General features: G+C 38.8%; 19 protein-coding genes and 1 riboswitch. Of the genes, 5 read left to right on the top strand and 14 right to left on the bottom strand.

Translation table 11 applies throughout. From position 1 onward, the window contains the following. Positions 1–36 precede the first annotated feature (36 nt). Positions 37–1,374 (bottom strand): NAD(P)/FAD-dependent oxidoreductase, encoded by a 1,338-nt coding sequence (locus tag A3Q33_RS11900; RefSeq protein WP_081180131.1) that lies wholly within the window; start codon positions 1,372–1,374, stop codon positions 37–39. A gap of 105 nt (positions 1,375–1,479) precedes the next feature. On the opposite strand from A3Q33_RS11900, the gene A3Q33_RS11895 reads away from it, so the two are divergent. Further along, on the top strand, positions 1,480–2,046 hold the full coding sequence (locus tag A3Q33_RS11895; RefSeq protein ID WP_081180130.1) for a GNAT family N-acetyltransferase: 567 nt from the start codon (positions 1,480–1,482) through the stop codon (positions 2,044–2,046). An 86-nt stretch (positions 2,047–2,132) separates the two neighbouring features. On the opposite strand, the gene A3Q33_RS11890 is transcribed toward A3Q33_RS11895, so the two are convergent. The 10 genes from A3Q33_RS11890 to A3Q33_RS11845 form a co-directional block, all read right to left on the bottom strand. Beyond that, entirely contained in the window at positions 2,133–3,665 is a 1,533-nt protein-coding gene (locus A3Q33_RS11890) for an aminotransferase class V-fold PLP-dependent enzyme (RefSeq protein WP_081180129.1), read from the bottom strand. A 227-nt stretch (positions 3,666–3,892) separates the two neighbouring features. Beyond that, on the bottom strand, positions 3,893–4,585 hold the full coding sequence (ung, locus tag A3Q33_RS11885) for a uracil-DNA glycosylase (protein WP_081180128.1): 693 nt from the start codon (positions 4,583–4,585) through the stop codon (positions 3,893–3,895). Between the two features lie 234 nt (positions 4,586–4,819). Beyond that, positions 4,820–6,106, bottom strand: coding sequence for a threonine synthase (gene thrC / locus A3Q33_RS11880; protein WP_081180127.1), 1,287 nt, complete (start codon positions 6,104–6,106; stop codon positions 4,820–4,822). 39 nt (positions 6,107–6,145) lie between these two features. After that, positions 6,146–7,120 carry a homoserine kinase gene (thrB, locus tag A3Q33_RS11875; RefSeq protein ID WP_081182552.1) on the bottom strand — a complete coding sequence of 325 codons (975 nt, stop codon included), beginning with the start codon at positions 7,118–7,120 and terminating at the stop codon, positions 6,146–6,148. Next, the gene (gene thrA / locus A3Q33_RS11870) at positions 7,120–9,576 is read right to left on the bottom strand and encodes a bifunctional aspartate kinase/homoserine dehydrogenase I (RefSeq protein ID WP_081180126.1); all 2,457 of its coding nucleotides are present in this window, start codon (positions 9,574–9,576) and stop codon (positions 7,120–7,122) included. Before thrA ends, thrB begins: the two co-directional genes overlap by 1 nt. 264 nt (positions 9,577–9,840) lie before the next feature. After that, the gene (locus A3Q33_RS11865) at positions 9,841–10,785 is read right to left on the bottom strand and encodes a diguanylate cyclase (protein ID WP_081180125.1); all 945 of its coding nucleotides are present in this window, start codon (positions 10,783–10,785) and stop codon (positions 9,841–9,843) included. Positions 10,786–10,787: 2 nt separating this feature from the next. Next, a complete protein-coding gene (locus A3Q33_RS11860; protein ID WP_081180124.1) occupies positions 10,788–11,396 on the bottom strand; it encodes a chemotaxis protein in 609 nt (202 codons plus the stop codon). Continuing rightward, positions 11,393–11,758 (bottom strand): response regulator, encoded by a 366-nt coding sequence (locus A3Q33_RS11855; RefSeq protein ID WP_081180123.1) that lies wholly within the window; start codon positions 11,756–11,758, stop codon positions 11,393–11,395. Before A3Q33_RS11855 ends, A3Q33_RS11860 begins: the two co-directional genes overlap by 4 nt. 800 nt (positions 11,759–12,558) lie before the next feature. Then, complete coding sequence (locus tag A3Q33_RS11850; RefSeq protein ID WP_196797950.1) at positions 12,559–13,287, bottom strand: M48 family metallopeptidase; 729 nt, start codon at positions 13,285–13,287, stop codon at positions 12,559–12,561. Positions 13,288–13,398: 111 nt separating this feature from the next. Next, positions 13,399–13,794: a YebG family protein gene (locus tag A3Q33_RS11845; RefSeq protein ID WP_081180121.1), complete on the bottom strand. Its 396-nt coding sequence runs from the start codon at positions 13,792–13,794 to the stop codon at positions 13,399–13,401. Positions 13,795–14,257: 463 nt separating this feature from the next. On the opposite strand from A3Q33_RS11845, the gene A3Q33_RS11840 reads away from it, so the two are divergent. Further along, positions 14,258–14,608, top strand: coding sequence for a DUF3718 domain-containing protein (locus A3Q33_RS11840; protein ID WP_081180120.1), 351 nt, complete (start codon positions 14,258–14,260; stop codon positions 14,606–14,608). A 114-nt stretch (positions 14,609–14,722) separates the two neighbouring features. Here A3Q33_RS11840 and dbpA read toward each other — a convergent pair whose 3' ends face one another. From dbpA to moeA, 3 genes are all read right to left on the bottom strand, one after another. Beyond that, entirely contained in the window at positions 14,723–16,114 is a 1,392-nt protein-coding gene (gene dbpA / locus A3Q33_RS11835; protein ID WP_502687189.1) for an ATP-dependent RNA helicase DbpA, read from the bottom strand. 107 nt (positions 16,115–16,221) lie between these two features. Then, the gene (locus A3Q33_RS11830; protein WP_155866763.1) at positions 16,222–16,971 is read right to left on the bottom strand and encodes an alpha/beta fold hydrolase; all 750 of its coding nucleotides are present in this window, start codon (positions 16,969–16,971) and stop codon (positions 16,222–16,224) included. A gap of 41 nt (positions 16,972–17,012) precedes the next feature. After that, positions 17,013–18,248 (bottom strand): molybdopterin molybdotransferase MoeA, encoded by a 1,236-nt coding sequence (gene moeA, locus A3Q33_RS11825; RefSeq protein ID WP_081180117.1) that lies wholly within the window; start codon positions 18,246–18,248, stop codon positions 17,013–17,015. A gap of 203 nt (positions 18,249–18,451) precedes the next feature. Then, positions 18,452–18,608: riboswitch (molybdenum cofactor riboswitch) on the top strand. Here moeA and moaA point away from each other — a divergent pair. The 3 genes from moaA (at position 18,595) to moaB (ending at position 20,718) form a co-directional block, all read left to right on the top strand. Continuing rightward, on the top strand, positions 18,595–19,566 hold the full coding sequence (gene moaA, locus A3Q33_RS11820) for a GTP 3',8-cyclase MoaA (protein ID WP_081180116.1): 972 nt from the start codon (positions 18,595–18,597) through the stop codon (positions 19,564–19,566). It overlaps the preceding riboswitch by 14 nt. Then, positions 19,566–20,195, top strand: a complete 630-nt coding sequence (gene mobA, locus A3Q33_RS11815) for a molybdenum cofactor guanylyltransferase (protein ID WP_081180115.1) — start codon at positions 19,566–19,568, stop codon at positions 20,193–20,195. Before moaA ends, mobA begins: the two co-directional genes overlap by 1 nt. Then, positions 20,188–20,718, top strand: coding sequence for a molybdenum cofactor biosynthesis protein B (gene moaB / locus A3Q33_RS11810; RefSeq protein WP_081180114.1), 531 nt, complete (start codon positions 20,188–20,190; stop codon positions 20,716–20,718). Before mobA ends, moaB begins: the two co-directional genes overlap by 8 nt. The last annotated feature ends 16 nt before the right edge of the window (positions 20,719–20,734 follow it).

Raw genomic sequence — 20,734 nt, 5'->3', positions numbered from 1 at the left:
GTACAAAGGGCTAAAGCGTGGAGCTATAGCTTCGGTCTAAAACCATTGGTCTTTAACTTTGCCATAATGAAAATAGCCCCATTGCCCTACGCGTCTTAATGGCGCAAAGGGAAATTTTGGCAACGCTTTATTGTATAAAGGTAAATTAGGCACAGGTTTTTCAGCCACTTTCTCAGCTAAGCGTTTGCCTGCTTGTACTGAGAATGCTACGCCACTGCCACAATAGCCCATACTATAAAATACGGATTGTTCATCATTTTGGTATATGTGTGGCAAGTCATCCAATGCCATACAAATCCAGCCAGACCACGCATAACTATATTTTATGTTAGCCAGTGCAGGGAAGCTTGTTTTAAGTACTGAGAGTAAGCGTTGAGCATAATAGGGATCGTCAGCACTTTTACCTGTTATAGCGCCCCTACCACCAAACAATATTCTATTGTCTGGCAACTTGCGGTAATAGTATTTAAGCGCTCGGGTGTCCATCACAACATTTGAGGTTAAGAAATTACAGGCGGCTATTTGTGCTTCACTTAATGGCTCTGTAACAATAATTTGCGAAAGTACCGGTAAGGTTCTGTCGGTTGTTAACGAGTGAAAGTTTTTTGGGGTATATCCATTAGTGGCTATCACCACTTTTTGTGCGCTTACAATGCCGTTAGGAGTATGCAGTTTTTGTTTGTTATCTTGCGATTGCCACTGAGTAACCGGGGACGCACAATGTACTTTAACGCCAGCTTCGCGTGCTAATTTTTGATAACCCCAAGCAAGTTTTAACGGATTTAAACCAAAACCATCTTGATAACGAATTGCGCCATAGGCATTACGGTCGTCCATGTATTGTTCGCGCACTTGGTTTTGCGAAAGTATTTCCACATCATAACCAAACATTTTTTGCTGAAGTTTTGCCAACTCAACCAATTCTTTTAACTTGTTCGGTTTATGTGCAACCTTAATGTAACCTGCACTTTGCTTATCGCATTCAATCCCTTCACCAATCAATGAATTAACGGTATCAACACCCGCCGCCATCTCTTGGTAAATGCCGCGCATAACTTCTTCGCCCCATTGTTTAGCCATTTGACCATAGGACTTTCGACCAGAAGACTTTAAAATAAAACCGGCATTGCGACCGCTACAACCCCAAGCCGTTTGGTTAGCTTCTAAGACATGGGCTTTAATGCCGTGTTCACGCGCTAAATGTAATGCGCAAGATAAACCGGTATAGCCAGCGCCAATAATGGCAACATCAACATCAAGATCCGCAATAACAGCGCCATCATGTTCAGGCGCTATGCCTGATACATTTGCCCAATAACTTTCGGGGTAGGCTTCATTACAGCCCGGTGATAAATCATGCAAAGGATCGTACATTTTCACTTCCAAAATTTTTAAATTATTTTTAAGCACACGCGCGCTTAAAGTATCTCAGAAAAAACAGTACAATACTGTAATAACTAACTAAGTAAAAACAACATTATGGCCATTACGCTTAACTATCAACTCTTAACACCTGCTGACTTTGACCTTGTTATTCAATTAGCTACCGAGGTACATGGCGAGGGTTATATTGATAAAACCAGTATGCAAGCTTGGTATGATAAAGGCATTAAAAATGGCATTAACGCTAGCTTTGTTGTTTATCATGATGAAAAATTGGTCGGTTTTAGAATTACTTATGCTGCACAACAGTGGCAGATAGACAAATGGTGCTCAACTGAACTCTGGCCAGTACCTGCTGAACAAGTTTGCTATTTCAAATGTAATACGGTTGATGAGCACTATCGTGGCCACGGCGTTGGTGGCGAACTTTTAAAACGCTCAATTTCCGCAACTAAAGCACAAGGAGCTCTGGCTGGTGTTAGCCATTTATGGAGACCAAGCCCGGGCAATAGTGCCGTCAAATATTTTACAAAATGCGGTGGCATCTTAATTAAAGATCACCCAGACCGCTGGCATGAAATTAGCTTAGCTGGCTATGATTGTCCGATATGTCATCATGACTGTCATTGCGAAGCCGCAGAAATGATGATTATTTTTCAATAAGCCTTAATACATTCTTATTGCAACGGACAGCTGTTAGCAAAAAACTCGGTTATTAGTGCCACTAATAACCGATATATCCCAGACAATTAGCCAAATATTTTACGTAATATAGAAGGCTTCTCTATCAAATTATCAATACCCACTGGTAAACATTCTGGCAAGGCTTTAAAACTAGATAAACTTGGGTATTCAACATCGAGTTTACCGTGTTCATAATCACCCGTTGCTGGATTAAAGCGATATTCTTTGCTCCAGACAGTTATATTTTCAGTCACTTGATTTATCGCGTCCACCACATAAGCAACTTCCTTGTCCGATGTAGTCGGGTGAAATGACGCTCGTATCCAACCTGGCTTTTCGGCGTAATCACCTAAATCTATTTGTTGAGTAATTTTTGACGAAGTATCTTGATCAACATTTAAAAGAATATGGCCATAAGTACCCGCACATGAACAACCACCGCGAGTTTGCACGCCAAACTTATCATTGAGTAGTCGTACAATTAAATTATAATGCGCGCCTGGTACATAAAACGAAACAATAGCGAGACGGTCACGAACACTGGGTTCAAGCATCACAACATGTTCATTTTTAGCTAAACTGTCCATCACATAATGAGTTATTTCAGCTTCGCGTTGCTGTATATTTTCAACCCCCATCGCATCTTTTACTTTAATCGCTAACGCGGCTTTTATGCATTGTAAAAATCCTGGTGTGCCACCATCTTCGCGCATCTCTATATTATTAAAGAAACTATGTTTACCCCAAGGATTGGTCCAAGTAACCGTTCCGCCACCGGGGTGATCAGGCACTTTGTTTTTATAAAGCGCTTTATTAAATACCAGCACTCCAGAACTGCCAGGACCACCTAAAAATTTATGAGGTGAAAAATAGATAGCATCTAATGCTTGTTTTGGGTTACTTGGGTGCATGTCAATATCAACATAAGGTGCAGAAGCAGCAAAATCGACGAAACATAAACCGCCATGTTGATGCATAATTTCAGCAAGTTGATAATAAGGCGTTTTTATACCCGTAACATTTGAACAGGCAGAAAATGAGCCTATTTTTACTGTCCGGTCTTGGTATTTTTCTAACAACTGCGCCAAGTGTTCTAAAGAAGGTAAGCCATTGCTATCTGGATCAACAATTTCAAGCGTCACATCGCATTCATACCAAGATGTTTGATTAGAGTGATGTTCCATATGCGTTATAAAAACTACAGGTCTATCATTTTCTAAAAAGCTAACTTGCGCTTGCATGCGCTCAGGAATGCGCAAACCTAAAATACGTTGGAATTTGTTGACCACTGCGGTCATACCGGCACCCGCAGTGATCAAAACATCATTATCGCAAGCATTTACATGGCGTTTAATGACATGTTGAGCATCGTGATAGGCGTGAGTCATGGCACTACCGGTTAAATTAGTTTCAGTATGTGTATTAGCGACATAAGGCCCTAATTCATTGGTAATGTAATCTTCAATAGGTTGATATAGTCGACCACTGGCGGTCCAATCGGCATAAATAATATCAAGCGTTTGACCATTAATTTTATGCTGAAGATTTTGCCCAATAACATGGTGCCGAAATGGTAAAAAATAACTTTCCAATGACATACTAGCTTGCTCTTAACGTCTATAATAAAAACATACTAGCATTATTCGACTTTTGAAAAATATAAAACCAACAAACCAGCATTAATAGCAAAATAAATCCAAAATATCACATAATAATGAACATACTTACCAATAACAGTTTATATAAAGCTAAATATGAAAATAAATTTTAGTAATCTAGCTATATTGAAATGATTTTCTTTAAAGTGACCAAAAATCACTACTTTTTAATCGCTAATTTGCCAATTAATAATGGTTTTATTTTGCGTTTGTAACCAGGTATTGGCTTTAGAAAAGTGCCGACAACCGAAAAATCCGCGATAAGCAGAAAGTGGTGATGGGTGTGGACCGCTTAAAACAAGGTGCTTTTGCTGATCAATATTTTTACCTTTTTTCTGCGCATGGCTGCCCCAGAGCATAAATACACAACCGCCATTATGCTGATTTAATTCAGCAATAATTTTATCGGTAAATGTTTCCCAGCCTAATTTCGCGTGAGAATGTGCTTGCCCTTGCTTAACGGTAAGCACGGTATTTAGCAGCAATACTCCTTGCTCAGCCCACTCCGTTAAGTAGCCATGTTTTGGTGTAACAAAGTCCGTTATATCTTGGCTAAGCTCTTTATATATATTGACTAACGAAGGCGGAACTTTAATGCCTTTACGGACCGAAAAAGCTAGACCATGCGCTTGTGATTGACCATTTGCACCCAAACCATGATATGGGTCTTGTCCAAGTATAACCACTTTCACATCTGACAAATCAACAGTAGAAAATGCCGTAAATACATCTTCTTCAAGCGGTAATACTACTTCGCCATCCGTTCGTTGTTGAGCAACTGCTTTAGATAATTGTTGAAAGTAATCTTGTTGTTGCTCATGGGTAATTATTTTTTGCCATTGAGGTTTTATCTGAGTCATATTCTGTAGTGATCATGTATTTAATATCGTGGGTATATTATGCGGTATTAAATACATGAATGTCATGGGTAGATACTGAGTATTTGTCTGGAACAAAGCGCTGAGCGGCCATATGAACTTGGGTTGACTATATGACGGCTTAAATGTTGACCTACAGCGAACAATCAAACGAAAAAAAGGCAGTAAAAACTGCCTTTTATAATAAACCTGAGATTCCTTTAACGAGCGAAGTTACTATGCCATTAAGTAAGCTCTAAGCTCGGCAAAATCAGTTGTACTTGTAGTAGATAAAATAGTTTCACTAGCACAATCGGCAAGCTCTTTTGGTAAGCCTATTGGCTGGCCTAAAGTACTTTCAACAATATCTTTAAATTTCGCTGGATGAGCGGTACCCAAAAATACACCGAATTCAGTATCCGTGGCATTATATTGCAATGCTCTGTAAGCCACTGCTGCATGAGGCTCACTTATGTAGCCAAGTTTTGCCAACTGGATCATAGCCATTTGAGTTTGCTCTTCATCAATTGATACTGAACTAACGCAATCTTGCTCAACTAAGCCGGCTTGTAGCATATGCTCAACACGTGGCCAGTTGTTAGGGTTACTAACATCCATAGCGTTAGAAATAGTTGCTACCGTGTCATTAGGTGTCCATTCGCCAGTTTGTAAGTAGCGAGGTACAGTATCGTTAGCATTCGTTGCCGCAATAAAACGCTTAATCGGTAAACCTAATGCTTTAGCAAATAGTCCGGCGGTTAAGTTACCAAAATTACCACTTGGAATTGAAAAAACAATATCTTTTAAGGCATCATTACCTTTTTGACGATAAAGCTGAGCAACTGCTTCAAAGTAATAACAAATTTGCGCTAACAAACGACTAATGTTTATTGAATTTGCAGAGTTTAATCCGATAGTTTCTTTCAGTTCTTTATCTTCAAAAGACTGTTTAACTAACGACTGACAATCATCAAACGTGCCTTCTACTGCGATAGTTCGAATATTACCACCTAAGGTAGTAAACATTTTTTCTTGCAGTAAACTGATTTTGCCTTTCGGATATAAAATAACCACATCGATGTTATCAATACCGTGGAATGCATGGGCAACCGCAGCGCCAGTATCACCCGATGTTGCCGTTAAAATAGTGACTTTTTTATTTTCACTGAACGCTTGTAAACATTTAGCCATAAAGCGAGCGCCAAAGTCTTTAAAAGCCAGTGTTGGACCGTGGAATAATTCTAATATTGCACGTTTTTCACTGATAGGCTGTATTTGCGCTGGGAAATTGAAGGCATCAGTTACAATTTCAGTTAACTGGTCTTCAGTTAAATCTTCACTCACAAACGGGTATAATACCTTAACGCTGCGCTCAACCATTGGCAGCGCAAGTAAGGCTTCAATATTATCAAAACGAGGTAATTCTTCAGGGAAAAACAACCCTTGGTTACGCCCTAAACCTTGCTTTACCGCACAAGCAAAACTGACTTGTTCATCGTTTTCTTTTAAATTATAAAATTTCACACTTAATTCCTATATAGGGTTTAATCTATTAATTTTTCGCTAAGGTAAACTTACTGCACCTTGAGCATCAGCCTGACAAATATGAACAAAACCTTCACTTGTGCCGGACGATGATGTTTGTAAATAATTGTCGCTTAACCAGTTGGCAAACTTTTTAGCTTTCGCTTCATCGTCAGTAACACAAAAAAGTGTTGGACCTGAACCCGAAATACCAACAGCTAAGCAACCTTCCTGTCTTAAGTAACTCGCTGCATCGCTGTAACCAGGTAAAATTGTTTTGCGATAAGGTTCAGCCACTACATCGGTTAATACCGAGAATGCCTGCGTTTTATCACCGCGATGACAAGCATCGACAAAGGTCGCTAAATTCTGTCCAAAGCTAATTAGATCTGCCCGCGAATAAGATGTTGGCAATATATCTCTTGCCGCTTTGGTTGAGACTTCAATCCCTGGATATGCCATCACAAAATAGCAATCATCAAATTGTGGTAAATCTCGCGCAATTATATCTGAGTCTGGCACCATTAACTGCATACCACCTAGAAAACATGGTGCAACATTATCATAGTGTAGACTACCACTAATTTTTGCTTCCATTTGCCCCATCATTTTTAACAGTGCTTGCTCCGAAAAGCTAAACTCATGGTATTTTTCATAAAAAGCATTTAAACCCGCAATTGCCGCCACCACAGAACAAGCACTAGAGCCTAATCCGCTACCTACCGGCATACGCTTATCTAAGGTAATTTTGACTTCAGCAATAGTTTGCTTACTGGCAAGGAGTTCTTTATTAAATAAAAGTAAACAATCCCAAACAATATTTAGCTTAACATCGCTTGGTAATTTATTAGCAAAATTACCGATAACGTCTAATTGGTCGCCGTCATTACTATGGGTAACCGTAATAACATCACCTAATAATGTACCGTCGACGGGCTTAACTGCTAAACCTAAAACATCAAAACCAACATTAACATTGCCAATTGATGCTGGTGCAAATACTGAAACACTCATTAGTGCTGTTGCTCCCATGCTAATGTTCTTAATACGTCACCAAAAACACCTGCTGCGGTAACTGCAGCACCAGCGCCATAACCACGTAAAACAAAAGGTAACGGTTGATAATAACGACTATGAACCGCTAACGCGTTTTCGCCATCTTTAATGCTATAAAGTGGATGACCGACGCCGACAGCTTCAATAGCCACCTGACATTTTCCATCAACAATATTACCAATGTATCTCAGCACTTTACCTTCTGCTTTAGCTACATTGATGCGCTCAGCGAATGCCTGATCTAACGATGGTAAATTACTCATAAAGGTTGCTACGTCACCGCTTGCATCGAACGACTCGGCTAAAACCGGTTCGATTTCGATGTCAGTTAACTCTAACGGCATACCCGCTTCTCTAGCCATGATAAGCAGCTTACGCGCTACGTCCATACCGCTCAGGTCATCACGAGGATCAGGCTCTGTAAAGCCCTGCTCTTTAGCTAACGTTGTTGCTTGAGATAAAGTCATACCCTCATCAAGTTTACCGAATATATACGATAAAGAACCTGATAATACCCCTTCAAATTTTACCAGCTCATCACCCGCTTTTAGCAAGTTTTGCAACGTATCAATAACCGGTAAGCCAGCGCCAACCGTTGTTTCGTATAAAAATCGACGGTTAGTTTTTTGAGCTGCCGTTCGTAATGCTTGATAATATTCCCAAGAATCTGTGTTCGCTTTCTTATTAGGCGTTACAACATTAAAGCCGGCTTCTAAATAATCCACATATTGCAAAGCAAGTGCTTCGTTAGAAGTACAATCAACTAATACCGGGTTAATTAAATGGTTTGCACGAACAAAGTTTTTAATATTTTCAACAGTAACCGGCAAAGCTTCTTGGCCTAAATTTTCTTGCCAATTAGCAACATCGATACCTTCACTGTTAAATACCATGCCTTTACTGTTAGCCAAGCCATAAACTTTCAGTGAAATATTGTCTGTAGTAAGTTTTGCCTGCTGGCGGGCTATTTGAGCCAGTAACTCGCTACCGACAACACCACAACCAACCAAGAATACATCTATTGTTGGCTTGTGAGAAAAGAAGTTTTGATGACTAACTTTCATAGCGTCTGTACATTTTCTGCTTTCGATAACCACAGAAATACTGCGCTCTGACGAGTCTTGAGCAATAGCAACAACATTCACACGTGCTTGCGCAAGTGAACTGAAAAATTTAGCCGCAACACCTTGTTGATGATGCATACCATCGCCAACTAAAGACACAATGGATAATTTATGCGTTAACGTTAACGGCTCTAATAAACCGTTTAACAATTCTAATTCGAATTCTTCTTGTAAGCTTTGCTCAGCTTTATCTGCATCAGACGAATAAATACAAAAACTAATACAATATTCACTTGAAGACTGGCTGATTAAAATTAAAGAGATGTTTTCGCGACTCATGGTAGCAAAAACACGACTCGCCATACCAACCATGCCTTTCATACCAGGGCCAGAAACATTCACCATGGTTAAGTCATCTAAATTTGAAATCGCTTTAACACGCTTTTGCTGATCATTTTCATTAGCGATTAACGTTCCTGCTGCTTCAGGATTACCGGTATTTTTAATCAAACAAGGAATGTGATGCTGAGCAATAGGACCGATTGTTTTTGGATGTAAAACACTCGCACCAAAATAAGATAGCTCCATCGCTTCTTGGTAAGATAAATAATCTAATAATTGTGCTTCTTTTATTAGGCGAGGATCTGCGTTATATACACCGTCAACGTCCGTCCAAATTTCGCAATACTCAGCCTCACTACAAACCGCTAATACCGCAGCAGAGTAATCTGAACCATTGCGACCTAATGTTGTAACATTACCAAGGCTATCAACACCGATAAAACCTGGCATAAGGGCAATCGTGTTAAGTTCGTTATAAACATGCTGAAATCTTTCTTTACATAACACTAAGTCTGCCACGGCATTCATCGAAACATCATTGGTGCGAAGGAATTTTTCGGGTTCAATAACACTCACTTCGATTGCATCGGCTGACAATACTGACTGCAAAAGTGCCACACTCAAACGCTCACCTATGCTAATAATACGTGCACGCACATGTTCAGGACAAAATGACAGTAATGTTGCACCATGCAAGTATCGGCTTAATTGATGTTCCCACGTCGCAAGTACTTGCTCACTGTGTTGCGAGCTAAAACTCGGCAATCTCGCCGACAAGTCTTGGATAATGTTTTCAATAGCGTGTTTAAAATGCAACAAGTCACTTTGCAGTTTTTCTTCATTAGAGATATTTTCTGCCATCGCCACTAAATGATTAGTCACGCCTTGTGGCGCAGAAACGACTATAGCAAGTCGAGAAGACTGACTTTTATTTTTGATAATGTTCGCCACTTCAATAAAGCGCTGACCCGAAGCCAAAGACGAACCACCAAATTTTAATACACGCATTTTTACCCCTTAAACCCTAAATATAAAAAAAGCCCGTAACCTAAATGGTCACGGGCTTTATAAAATTGCTAAATTCTACACGTCAGCCAATGACCACCATCCCGGTGAGGGTGGTAGTGGTGATAATAATAATGTTGCGACGTTGTAGAATATTCATGAGGTATAAAGTGCCTGATATGAATTTTTCTGTCAACTGCTTTTTATGAATAAAAAAAACTAATATATGTATAAAAGTTAGGAAGATTGAATATTTGATTAAAATATTCATGAAACACTCGGTTTTTGCGCTAAACAAACTCGGTTACGCCCTGCCCCCTTCGCTTTATATAATGCTATATCGGCATGACTTATCAGGTTTTCATAACGGGCGTCACTCTCATCCATAACAGCAACACCAATACTGACAGTAACAGTAATGACTTGGTCTTGATAATGAATAGCATTACCTTCAATGGTTTTACGAATACGCTCTGCAACATCTTCAGCCCCTTTTAGGTCGGTGTTTGGCAATATCACCGCAAATTCTTCACCACCATAGCGGCCAAACAAATCGCCCATCCGAAGCATTTCATTAATAGCTTTTGATGTATCAATTAACACTTTATCACCACCTTGATGGCCATAGGTGTCGTTCAATAATTTAAATTGATCTAAATCTAGCATCACTAAGGCGAGTTCTTGTTTATAGCGCTGAGCTCGAGAAAACTCAGCAGCAAAACACTCTTCCCAATGCTTACGATTAAAGGTTTGGGTCAAACCATCTATACGACTCGATAAAGCCAGCTCCTGCAAAACCTTGTTTAATTGAGTTTGGTAATGACAAACATCAGTAACATCTTCAATTAAAATACAGATACGCTCAACTTCTCCTTCTACCTCAACAGGTAAAAAAGTACAGTTTTGTGCCATAAAGTCACTGTCTGTTGTTATAGGGCGAGAATGGGAAAGTTCAAATAGGTGATGGCGTTGCTCCCAGCCGCAAAAAGACTGGTTTTTTAATTGGATAACACTCGATAATTTACGTTCAAACCACTTTCTAGGTAACTCTGGAAAAACAACAAAAATACTTTTGCCGATAACTTGTTTGTCGCTTTTGTTGGCATGCACTTCCAGAAATCGATTCCACATTAGAATATTAAAATTTTTATCTAGAATTAAGATTCCTGTATTTAAGCGATTTAAAATATCACTACAAAGGGTATCTAACATTTTTAAAAGTCTGCCAGTATTCGATCAATAACAGTTTTAATATTAATAATAGCTTCCTCAGGAATAAGCAGCACCATATCGCAATTAAATGAGTAGTCAGTTACTTGATAACTAATTTTAACTTTTAATGCATAATCCCAATTAAAAGATTGCTGTTGTAAGTGCTCATTTACCTTGTTCAAATTAGTAGATAATAGCCTTGGGGCACTGTATGACATCTGGTTGTCTATTTGTCTGGCAAACACATTTAGAAATGTGGTGGTTAAAATAGAACTTAAATCTATAATTTGCTCGTCAAATGAAAGTTCATCGGCTTCATAACCGAGTAAGTCAGCCAAACGGTTTGAATCTAGCGGTTGATACATCAATAGTGCTTCACCACGAATACCTTCATAACCAAAAAAGCCTTGGCTAACAATTGCCATTGCTTTTAAGTCATGGTTAAGACTGTCAAATAAATGCTCTGAGCGCACTTGTTCTATACTCGGCACTTTTAAATACACAAAGGTATCTAAATAACGTGCGAGTTGATCGCTTGCTTGACCCATAGCGACATTAATCAACTCTTGTAAACAGTCGTGTTGATCTTCAGTTAAGTCAGATGCATTCATAGGAAACCATGATTTCTTAAGTGTTCATTTAATGTATCTAATTCTATAGGTTTACGCAAAAATGCTTTTGCACCTAACTCCAATACTCGACTTTGCATTTCAGGTTGAATATCTGCTGAAATAACAAACACAGGTACATTAATACTTTCATCTTTCAATGCTTTTAATACGCCCAAGCCATCAATAATTGGCATGGTCAAATCAAGAAATAGAATATCAATATGTTGATTGCGTAAAATATCTAGTGCTTCTTGGCCGTCTTTGGCTAATTGCGCATTTATTGATAGGTTATCGGGAAGGCTTCTAAGTACTTGCTTTCGGGCTAAGTTAGAGTCATCACAAATAAGAACATTTGTACTCATTTGGCGCTATTCCTTAATTATTTTTTTATTAACAACTAATTTACCTTAAATTTGTTCTGCTGTTAATTGCTAATGCTAATAACCCAACATTTTTTTCCATTTTAATGGTTTGAAAGTAGACTTAAAGGGCATCTTTAAACCTAAATTTATTGCAAAAATAAGCACGATAAATGAGGCGGTGTTGATATACCAACATTCACGGATTAATCAGAAAGTGAGATATTCCCCGATCAATTTAATTTTATTAGATTAAGTTAAGTTAAGTTAAGTTAAGTGGCCTATTTTATGCGCATGAGTAATGGGCAAATATAAGATATTTATGTTAATAACATATGGTTCAGGACAGTAGGCTCCTACGGCGTCGAATAAGCGGCATCCATATAACGGTAATGACTAACGTAATAGTGGCTTATTTAACCCATATATAGGATTAAATAATGCGTGAGATTGGTATTTGCTGGCTATAAATTTATTAATAGCTCAATAAAGGTTATAGACATAGCAGCAGACAATAAATAAATACATATTGCCTTCCAACTATAGTGAGTTAATTTCATATTTATCCCCTTATGCCAATGCTATCAAAAGGCAGTTTGCATATATATTGATGCTATTGGACATTAATCGTTTTATTATTTTTTTAAGTCACAAAGCAGTAAATATACCAAGCAGGTCTCGTGCCAATTAGTTTATAAAAAGTTGATTAATTAGCTTAGACATAATAATTATTGATTAAATATGAAAGAGATAGCTTTTGTTATGCCTGTTATGCCTGTTATGCCTGTTATGCAAGAGGAAGGTTACGACCATTTCAGGTCAGGTTGGTGTTCTTGCATCCAACTTTTGGCGTTTTGATATTCAGGGCAATATACGGCAACTAGTTGCCAAAATTTTGTCGAATGGTCCATGTGTTTGATATGACATAACTCATGGATGATGACATAGTCAACCACCCAGGTTGGCAGCATTTTCAATAAGTAATTAAAGCTTAATTCGCTACGACTATTACAACTTCCCCAGCGTGCTTTATATTTTCTCACTTTAAACGATGACGCATATAGCGACATTTTATTAGAAAAACCTATAAGATTTTGCTGAATATAATCTTCAACATGCGCTTTAAACCAGCCTTCAATTTGCGTTTTAATTTTCGTTACCGTAAGTTCTGAGTGCAAACTGTATGATGCATAACGAGCATTGAGCACCACGGTTAAGCTTTGATCCTGCTTATTATGAATAACATTTTGTGGCCCGTAAGCAATGACAATATTATGCGGCAAACCATCAATATAGATTGATGGTTTGTTATGAGCATTCTCGTTGCTAAGTTGTTGAGTAAAAGTAGGGTTTAATAAGGTATGGTGCTGTTGTTCTGCAACCTTTTGTTTTAGCCACAACAATTTAGATTGTATAAGGCTTTCAACGTACGCTGTTTTGACAAACTTTGGTGCCCTAACAATAATTTGTGCATTGCTTACTTGCAAGGCAATAGTTTTTCTCCGCGCGCTTCGTATTAGCTGATATTCCAAAACACCACCATAAAAAATTAACCAATAACAAATGAAAAAAACAACCTCGATTAGGGATAAACAAGGTTAAACACTAGCTAACTTTTCGCTGACCAGCATCTAAATATAAGCTTAAGCTACCACAGGTTTAGTTTTACTACTTGCTTTAGCGCTAGGCGATTTGGCCTTTTTTACTTTCTCAGTTGTATTCACACTGTCGGCTTCAACAACCTCATCGGCCACTTCTGCTTTAGTCTTTTTCGGGCTACTAACAACGGCTTTAGTGTTCGTTGCTTTAGCTTTTTTAGCTTGTAAAGCTACCAGCACGTCATCACGATTTTGGGCTAAATAAACACTGAGTTCTTCACGAATACTTTCAGAAAGCTCGACAGGTGCTTGTTCAAACATTTCAGATAAATTATCTGCCATATCGAGCATTTTATCATATTCGTCTGCGGCTTTTTTATCCATGAATGTTTCTACCTCCACACCTTGTCTTATGACGACAAATCGACTCTCTACTGCCATTGTTATCCCTTATTTACTATTTACCAAATTCAATTCGTTACTGCCCAACTAAAAGCAGACCTATTCTAATTTCTAAGCTCTAAGCTCTAAATTATAAAAGTATGCCAATTCAGGCCAGTAAAGACTGTACATATTACCAGTATCATACCCTGATTTTATAAAATTACCAGAAAATGTTAGCTGCCAACATAAATTTCATGTGTTCCATCTTACGATATATAACATGTCTATACGATAATGTTTCAAAGTTCACCCATAGATGTAAGAGTTAATGTCATCAAACCGGTTTACTATAAAAATTTTATGTTATAAAAACAAAATATTACCATAGGTACTAGCCACTATTGCTAGTGATTAACTTTTACATTCAGTCCGCTCTTCTTTACAACTTTTTATCGCGAATACGTCACTATTAAAAGTGTACACAGCGTAAATAAATTTTTAATTGTATACGGAGAGCCAAATGAACACATTCAAATTATTCACTACTACCGCGATCACCTGTTCAGTTTTATCAATTGTCAGTTTTAATAGCTATGCCATGGATAAATATATTGAAACAGCCCTTATTGACGTCTGTAAATCTACATTAACTAATAACGTTAATCAGTTTCAAAAAACAGCTGACTCTTATAATTTACGAAACAAAATACTCGCAATGAAGGTGATGTGTAACGGCGAAGATATTATCAGTTTCGCACAAAAACACGGCGCAAATAAAACCGCGGCACGCTTACAACGCAGTGTTATCGGTAACGTTAAGATAATTGATGTCGCTAAAATTGAAAAGATACAGGTTAATTTTCAGTTGTAAAAATTAAGGAGGTTGGTATTAAAATTAATAATGTAACACCGCAGATGCTCAATTTTCAGCTGGGCACCTGTGATGTTATTTTTTATAACTTATGGCATTAAACTTAGTAACTACTTACTTTAATTCTTTAACCCTAAAAGTACGGCCTTTTAGCTTGCCATGCGTTAACTTGTTTAACGCTTTTCTCGCTACCGATTTTTCTACCGCTACATATGCCCAATTAGCGCCTAATTGAATTTTACCCACTTGTTCAAATGTTATGCCATTTTCACCCGTAAGTGCACCAACAATATCGCCTGGTCTGACTTTTTGTTTTTTACCACCATCGATCTGAATCGTGGTCATTTTTGGCGTAAATACATTTCGCTCTAAAGCTTCACTACTCGGTAACTCTTCACCTTCAATAGTTCGCTCTAAATAATCTTCCAATAAGCCAATTTTATAGCTATCTTTTTTATTAAATAATGAAAATGCATAACCTGTGCTGCCTGCACGACCGGTGCGACCTATGCGGTGTATATGCACTTCACTGTCATGCGCAATATGGTAATTAAATACCGCATCAAGCGCTTCAATATCTAAACCACGGGCGGCAACATCAGTAGCAACCAGTATTGAGGCGCTTTTGTTAGAAAAGCGCACTAATGTTTGATCACGATCTCTTTGTTCCAAATCACCATGCAATGCTACGACACCAAAACCATAAGCAGCCAATTTATTCGCCACATTCTGCGTTTCTATTTTGGTATTACAAAAGATTACACTCGACTCGGGTTGATGAGTTAGTAGCAGTAATCGGATAGCGGTTAGGCGATCTTCATCATTTTCTACCTGATAAAAGTGCTGTGAAATAGTGCTACTTTCATGGCTTGACTCTACTTTAATCACAGCAGGTGTTTGCAAATAACTATTCGCTATTTTTTGAATTTGTTGCGGGAACGTAGCGCTAAATAATAACGTTTGTCGTTGCTTTGGCATTTTAGCAACGATGTTATCTAAAGCTGCCTGAAACCCCATATCCAGCATGCGGTCAGCTTCATCTAAAACCAGGGTGTCCACGTGTTCTAATGATAAAGTCCCACGGCCTAAATGATCTTCTATTCGCCCTGGTGTGCCAACAATAATATGCGCGCCATGCTCCAATGAACCTACTTGTGGTCCAAACGGTGTACCACCACATAAGGTAAGCACTTTTATGTTATGAACCGCTCTAGCAAGCTTTCTAATTTCTTTCGCTACTTGGTCGGCTAACTCGCGTGTAGGGCATAGTACCAAGGTTTGAATTCTAAACTTTTTAACTTGTAGTTTATTCAAAAGGCCAAGACCAAATGCCGCTGTTTTACCTGAGCCGGTCTTACCTTGGGCAATGACATCTTGTCCCGCTAAAATAGCCGGTAGGCTTTTAGCTTGTATTTCTGTCATCTCATGGTAACCAAGTGATGAAAGGTTATCTAAAATTGCGGGTTGTAAGCTAAGTGATGAAAATTTGCTGTCGCTCAACGTCAAAGTCCTAACGTAAAAAATAATTGTCGCTATTTTACACGCTTTCGCTCACGCAAACACAGCTTTACGCAATTATATTATTATCCGCAGTTTAATAAGGAAAAGTAGGGTTAACTAGCCAATAAAGACAACAGCATTGTCGCTAAAGCTTGCGGTGATTCTAACGGTAACATATGCCCGGTATTAGTGACCTCTTTTAGCACAATGTTATTTGCGCCATGTAGTTCTTGTCTCAACTCTTGTTTCAACTCTTGTCTCAATGAAACAAGATCAACTAAGTTATCTTCATCGCCCACAAGCAACGTCACAGGTAAGGTTAACTGAGTTAATAAGGGTAATAAATTTGGCCGATGCATCGAAACACTTAGCTGGTGTAATAATATGTCAACGCCAAGCTCACGATCCATGGCGACAATGACTTGCTTAATATCTTGATAACACTGGGGGTTAAATTGCTTAATATTTGGGTGCAGTAAATCATCAATTCGCTTATTGGGAATACCCAAATAACCGCGCTGATTTATCCAATCAATGGTACGTTTACGCTGTTTAATTTCCGCTAATGGCAAATTTTTCGGAAAATTAGACACGATCAATAAATGCTTTAGTTTATTTTTAAGCTTTAACGCGATGGCACTAGCAATGTAGCCGCCCAATGAAAAGCCGACTAATATTGCTTCATGGTCAACAACTTGGTCTGAAAGTGAACTTACAACCTCATCCATACTGCCACTACTTGGGATCACCAAAGGTATTAACTGATAATCTTGAGAGTATTGCTGACGCAGTAGCTGCCAAGCAGGCAGCCATAAATCTTGAGTGCACATAGTGCCAGGAATAAAATAAATAGTTTTCAACAACAGTTATCCCTGTTTTTTGTCAAACCACTTTAGGTGAATCATCAGGAAAAATAACGCTCAAACAAACGAATGTTAACTATTTCTCCGGCCTGAACTCTACCTTGCTCAGCAGGTAAAACAATATAACAATTTGCCGACGCTATGCTGGTTAAAATACCAGAGCCTTGACTACCTGTGCTAGTAACTATTAATTCGCCGTTATTGTCATAAGAAATTACACCGCGTTGAAAGTCCATGCGCCCGGGGGACTTTCTTAAATCTGTCAGCGTTTTGGCTTTTAACTTTATTAAGGGCACTGCCAGGCAGTTCTGTAATTTTATCAACGCGGGTATGGCTAATAAATCGGCGGTTACCATAGCGGAGACAGGATTGCCCGGTAAGCCGAAAAAAACACTGTTGGGCAGTTTACCAAAAGCAAAAGGCTTGCCTGGTTTCATTGCGATTTTCCAAAAGGCAATTTCACCAATTTGTTCCAGCACGAGTTTAGTATAATCGGCGTCACCGACTGAAACACCTCCAGAGGAAATCACTGCATCTGCTAATGCATCGGCTTGAATAAAAGCCTCTCTAATAGCGGTTTCATCATCAACTATAACGCCAAAATTAATCACATTAACATTGAGGTTTTCTAACATTCCGGCAAGCGCATAACTGTTACTTTCAAAAATGTCACCGCTACCTAGTGGTTCGCCTAATGCTTTTAGCTCATCACCTGTAGCAATTAACGCGACATTAAGTTTGCGAAATACCGTTAACTCTTGAATACCGAGTGAAGCTAAAACGCCAATATCAATAGCAGATAAACGCCGACCTTTGCTAAAAACCACCTGATTTTTATTAATATCTTCACCGGCATAGCGAACATGGTCACCCAGCTCACGTTGTACTTCAAACTTAACGCTGTTATCTACTACCTGACAATTTTCTTGCATTTCTACCGTATCGCAATCAGCAGGTATTTTTGCACCTGTCATAATACGAATGCACTCACCTTTGCCACAAGCACCTTCATAAGGCTGCCCTGCCATTGAACGGCCAACTAAAATCAAACTTGAGTGTTTAGCCAAACTAGCGTTAGCAAAAGCGTAACCATCCATAGCGGAGTTATTATGTGGAGGGACATTAATTGGGCTAGTTATATCTGTCGATAAAACTCTACCTAGGCTTTCGGTTAAGGTAGTACGTTCAACTTCAGTGATCGGGGTAATACCAGCAAGCATCGTTTCTAGTGCTTGTTCAAAGGGCATTAATCCAGGCGTAGCACAACAATCAACCATAATAAACCATCCAATTTTATTGTATTTTCTATTTCTCAGCTATCGCCTAGCGCATGAGGCAGCTTGCTTTAAATATTTCCATCTTCACTTGGTGAACAAATTATGCCAATAATATTGACAATATTGAACGTCATTTAATATAACCAAGGTCTTTATCTGTTATAGTGCTAACAATCATACTATGCTTATAGTTATATGATATAAAATATTTTTTTCGCCGAGCTATCTTAGCTAAATTCGTTGCTATGCAACCAACATGCTCTTTTAGCCGTAAACCAAATTTAATTTTTGAGTTTGCCAGGGTTAACAAGGAAACTTGTTTACCTCCCGACTTTGGAAAGGTGACATGTTAACAGACAACTTCGGTCGCAAGTTTTATTACTTGCGCCTATCGATCACTGACGTATGTAATTTTCGGTGTAGCTATTGCTTACCCGATGGCTATCAGTGTGATAACGATAGAAAATTCCTCACACTGCCTGAAATTACCCGTTTAGCTTCAGCGTTTTCTTCTATGGGTACGGAAAAAATCCGTATCACTGGTGGCGAGCCCTCTTTACGTAAAGACCTACCTGAAATAATTGCTCGATGTAAGCAAACTCCAGGTATTAAAAAGGTCGCTATTACGAGTAATGGTTACAAACTTCCTGAGCATTTACCTGCTTGGCTAGATGCCGGCATTGATGCCATCAATATTAGTATTGACACGCTAGACCCACGACAATTCCATGCTATTACTGGCCACGATAAGCTAAAACATATCCTTAAAGGTATTGATATGGCGGTTGCTGCAGGTAATACAACGGTTAAAGTGAATACGGTATTAATGCGTGAGTACAATGGTTACGACATTGCCAGTTATTTAGCTTGGTTAAAAGATACACCAATAACTTTACGCTTTATTGAGTTAATGCAAACGGGTGATAATAAAGAGTTTTTCGATGCTCAACACGTTCAAGGTTCGCGCATAAAGCAAAACTTGATCTTAGATGGTTGGTTACCGGTTATTAATGATAAAGCAGCTGGGCCAGCACAAGAGTTCTTTCACCCTGACTATGCAGGTAGAATTGGCTTAATAATGCCTTATTCAAAAGATTTTTGTAATACCTGTAATCGCTTACGGATAAGTGCCATTGGTAAATTACATTTATGTTTATTTACCGAACAAGGCTTATCGCTAAAGGACTACTTGCAAACTGATGATGTTGAACCTTTAAAAGCCGCTATCAGCAATATGTTGACCGACAAAAAACAAACCCACTTTTTACACGACAAGCTCACTGGAGCGACAAAAAACTTAGCAATGTTGGGCGGTTAATGAGTGTAGATAACACATTATTCCAGCCTTGCTTAGGGGTGGTTTTAGCGGGTGGTAAATCTAGCCGTATGGGAGAAAACAAAGCCAATTTACAGCGCGAAACACAAGACATGCTGAGTTATAGCAAGTCTGTGCTCAAGAGTGCTGGCAGCTCACACGTGATCGTCAGTGGTGGTGAAAAAGGTATTGACGATCTCGTGGCGAATATGGGTCCTCTGGGTGGTATTCAAAGCATTATCGAACAATTCAAACCTAAATCACTGCTAATTTTACCCGTTGATTTGCCTTTAATGACCTCAGGTGAGCTCGCAGCACTAAAGCAAGTTGGAGAATTGAGTCAACGCGCATGTTATTTTACTGATAATTTTCTGCCACTGTATTTACCCGTAAATGCTTTTGTTGAACAGTTTTTTCAACAATCACTATTTCGAGAGCACGCTCAAGTTGCCTCTAAAAAATCTACCGGTAAACGCAATTTATCAGGGCCTTCTGTGCGAAGTTTATTAGCGCAAATTCCGCATAACGCGATAAAACCTAAAAACGATCAGTGTTTATTTAACACCAATACGCCTGAGCAATGGCAACAGGCAAAACAATTATTATCTTTGCAAAGGAAATCTCATGTCTAGTATCTCTTCAATTCATTGCGGCGATGGTTTCGTCCCATTAAACATCGCAGTACTAACCGTTTCAGATACCCGAGAAGAGCACAATGATACCTCAGGTCAAACACTCGTTGAACGATTACAAGCTGCTGGCCATAAATTAGCCGCTAAAGAAATTTCAAAAGACGACGTCTACCAACTACGTGCTGTAGTTTCTAAGTGGATTGCTGATGAAAATGTGCAGGTTATATTAACGACCGGCGGAACAGGCTTTACAGCTCGAGACAATACACCTGAAGCGCTACTGCCTTTATTTGATAAAGATATTGAAGGCTTTGGCGAAGTATTTAGAACGATTTCTTTAGCTGAAATTGGTACCTCGACCATTCAATCACGCGCCTTTGGCGGCATGGCAAATAGCACTGTTATTTTGTCAGTACCGGGCTCAACCAATGCCTGTAAAACGGCTTGGGACAAGTTAATTGTCGAACAATTAGATGCTAGCCATCGACCATGTAACTTTGTGCCCCATCTAAAGTTTACATAGCATTAATATTATCGAA

Source organism: Colwellia sp. PAMC 21821, assembly GCF_002077175.1.
In the GTDB taxonomy this organism is placed as follows: Bacteria; Pseudomonadota; Gammaproteobacteria; order Enterobacterales; family Alteromonadaceae; genus Cognaticolwellia.
Note: the sequence above shows the minus strand (reverse complement) of the source record. Positions and strands in the feature narration are given on the sequence as shown.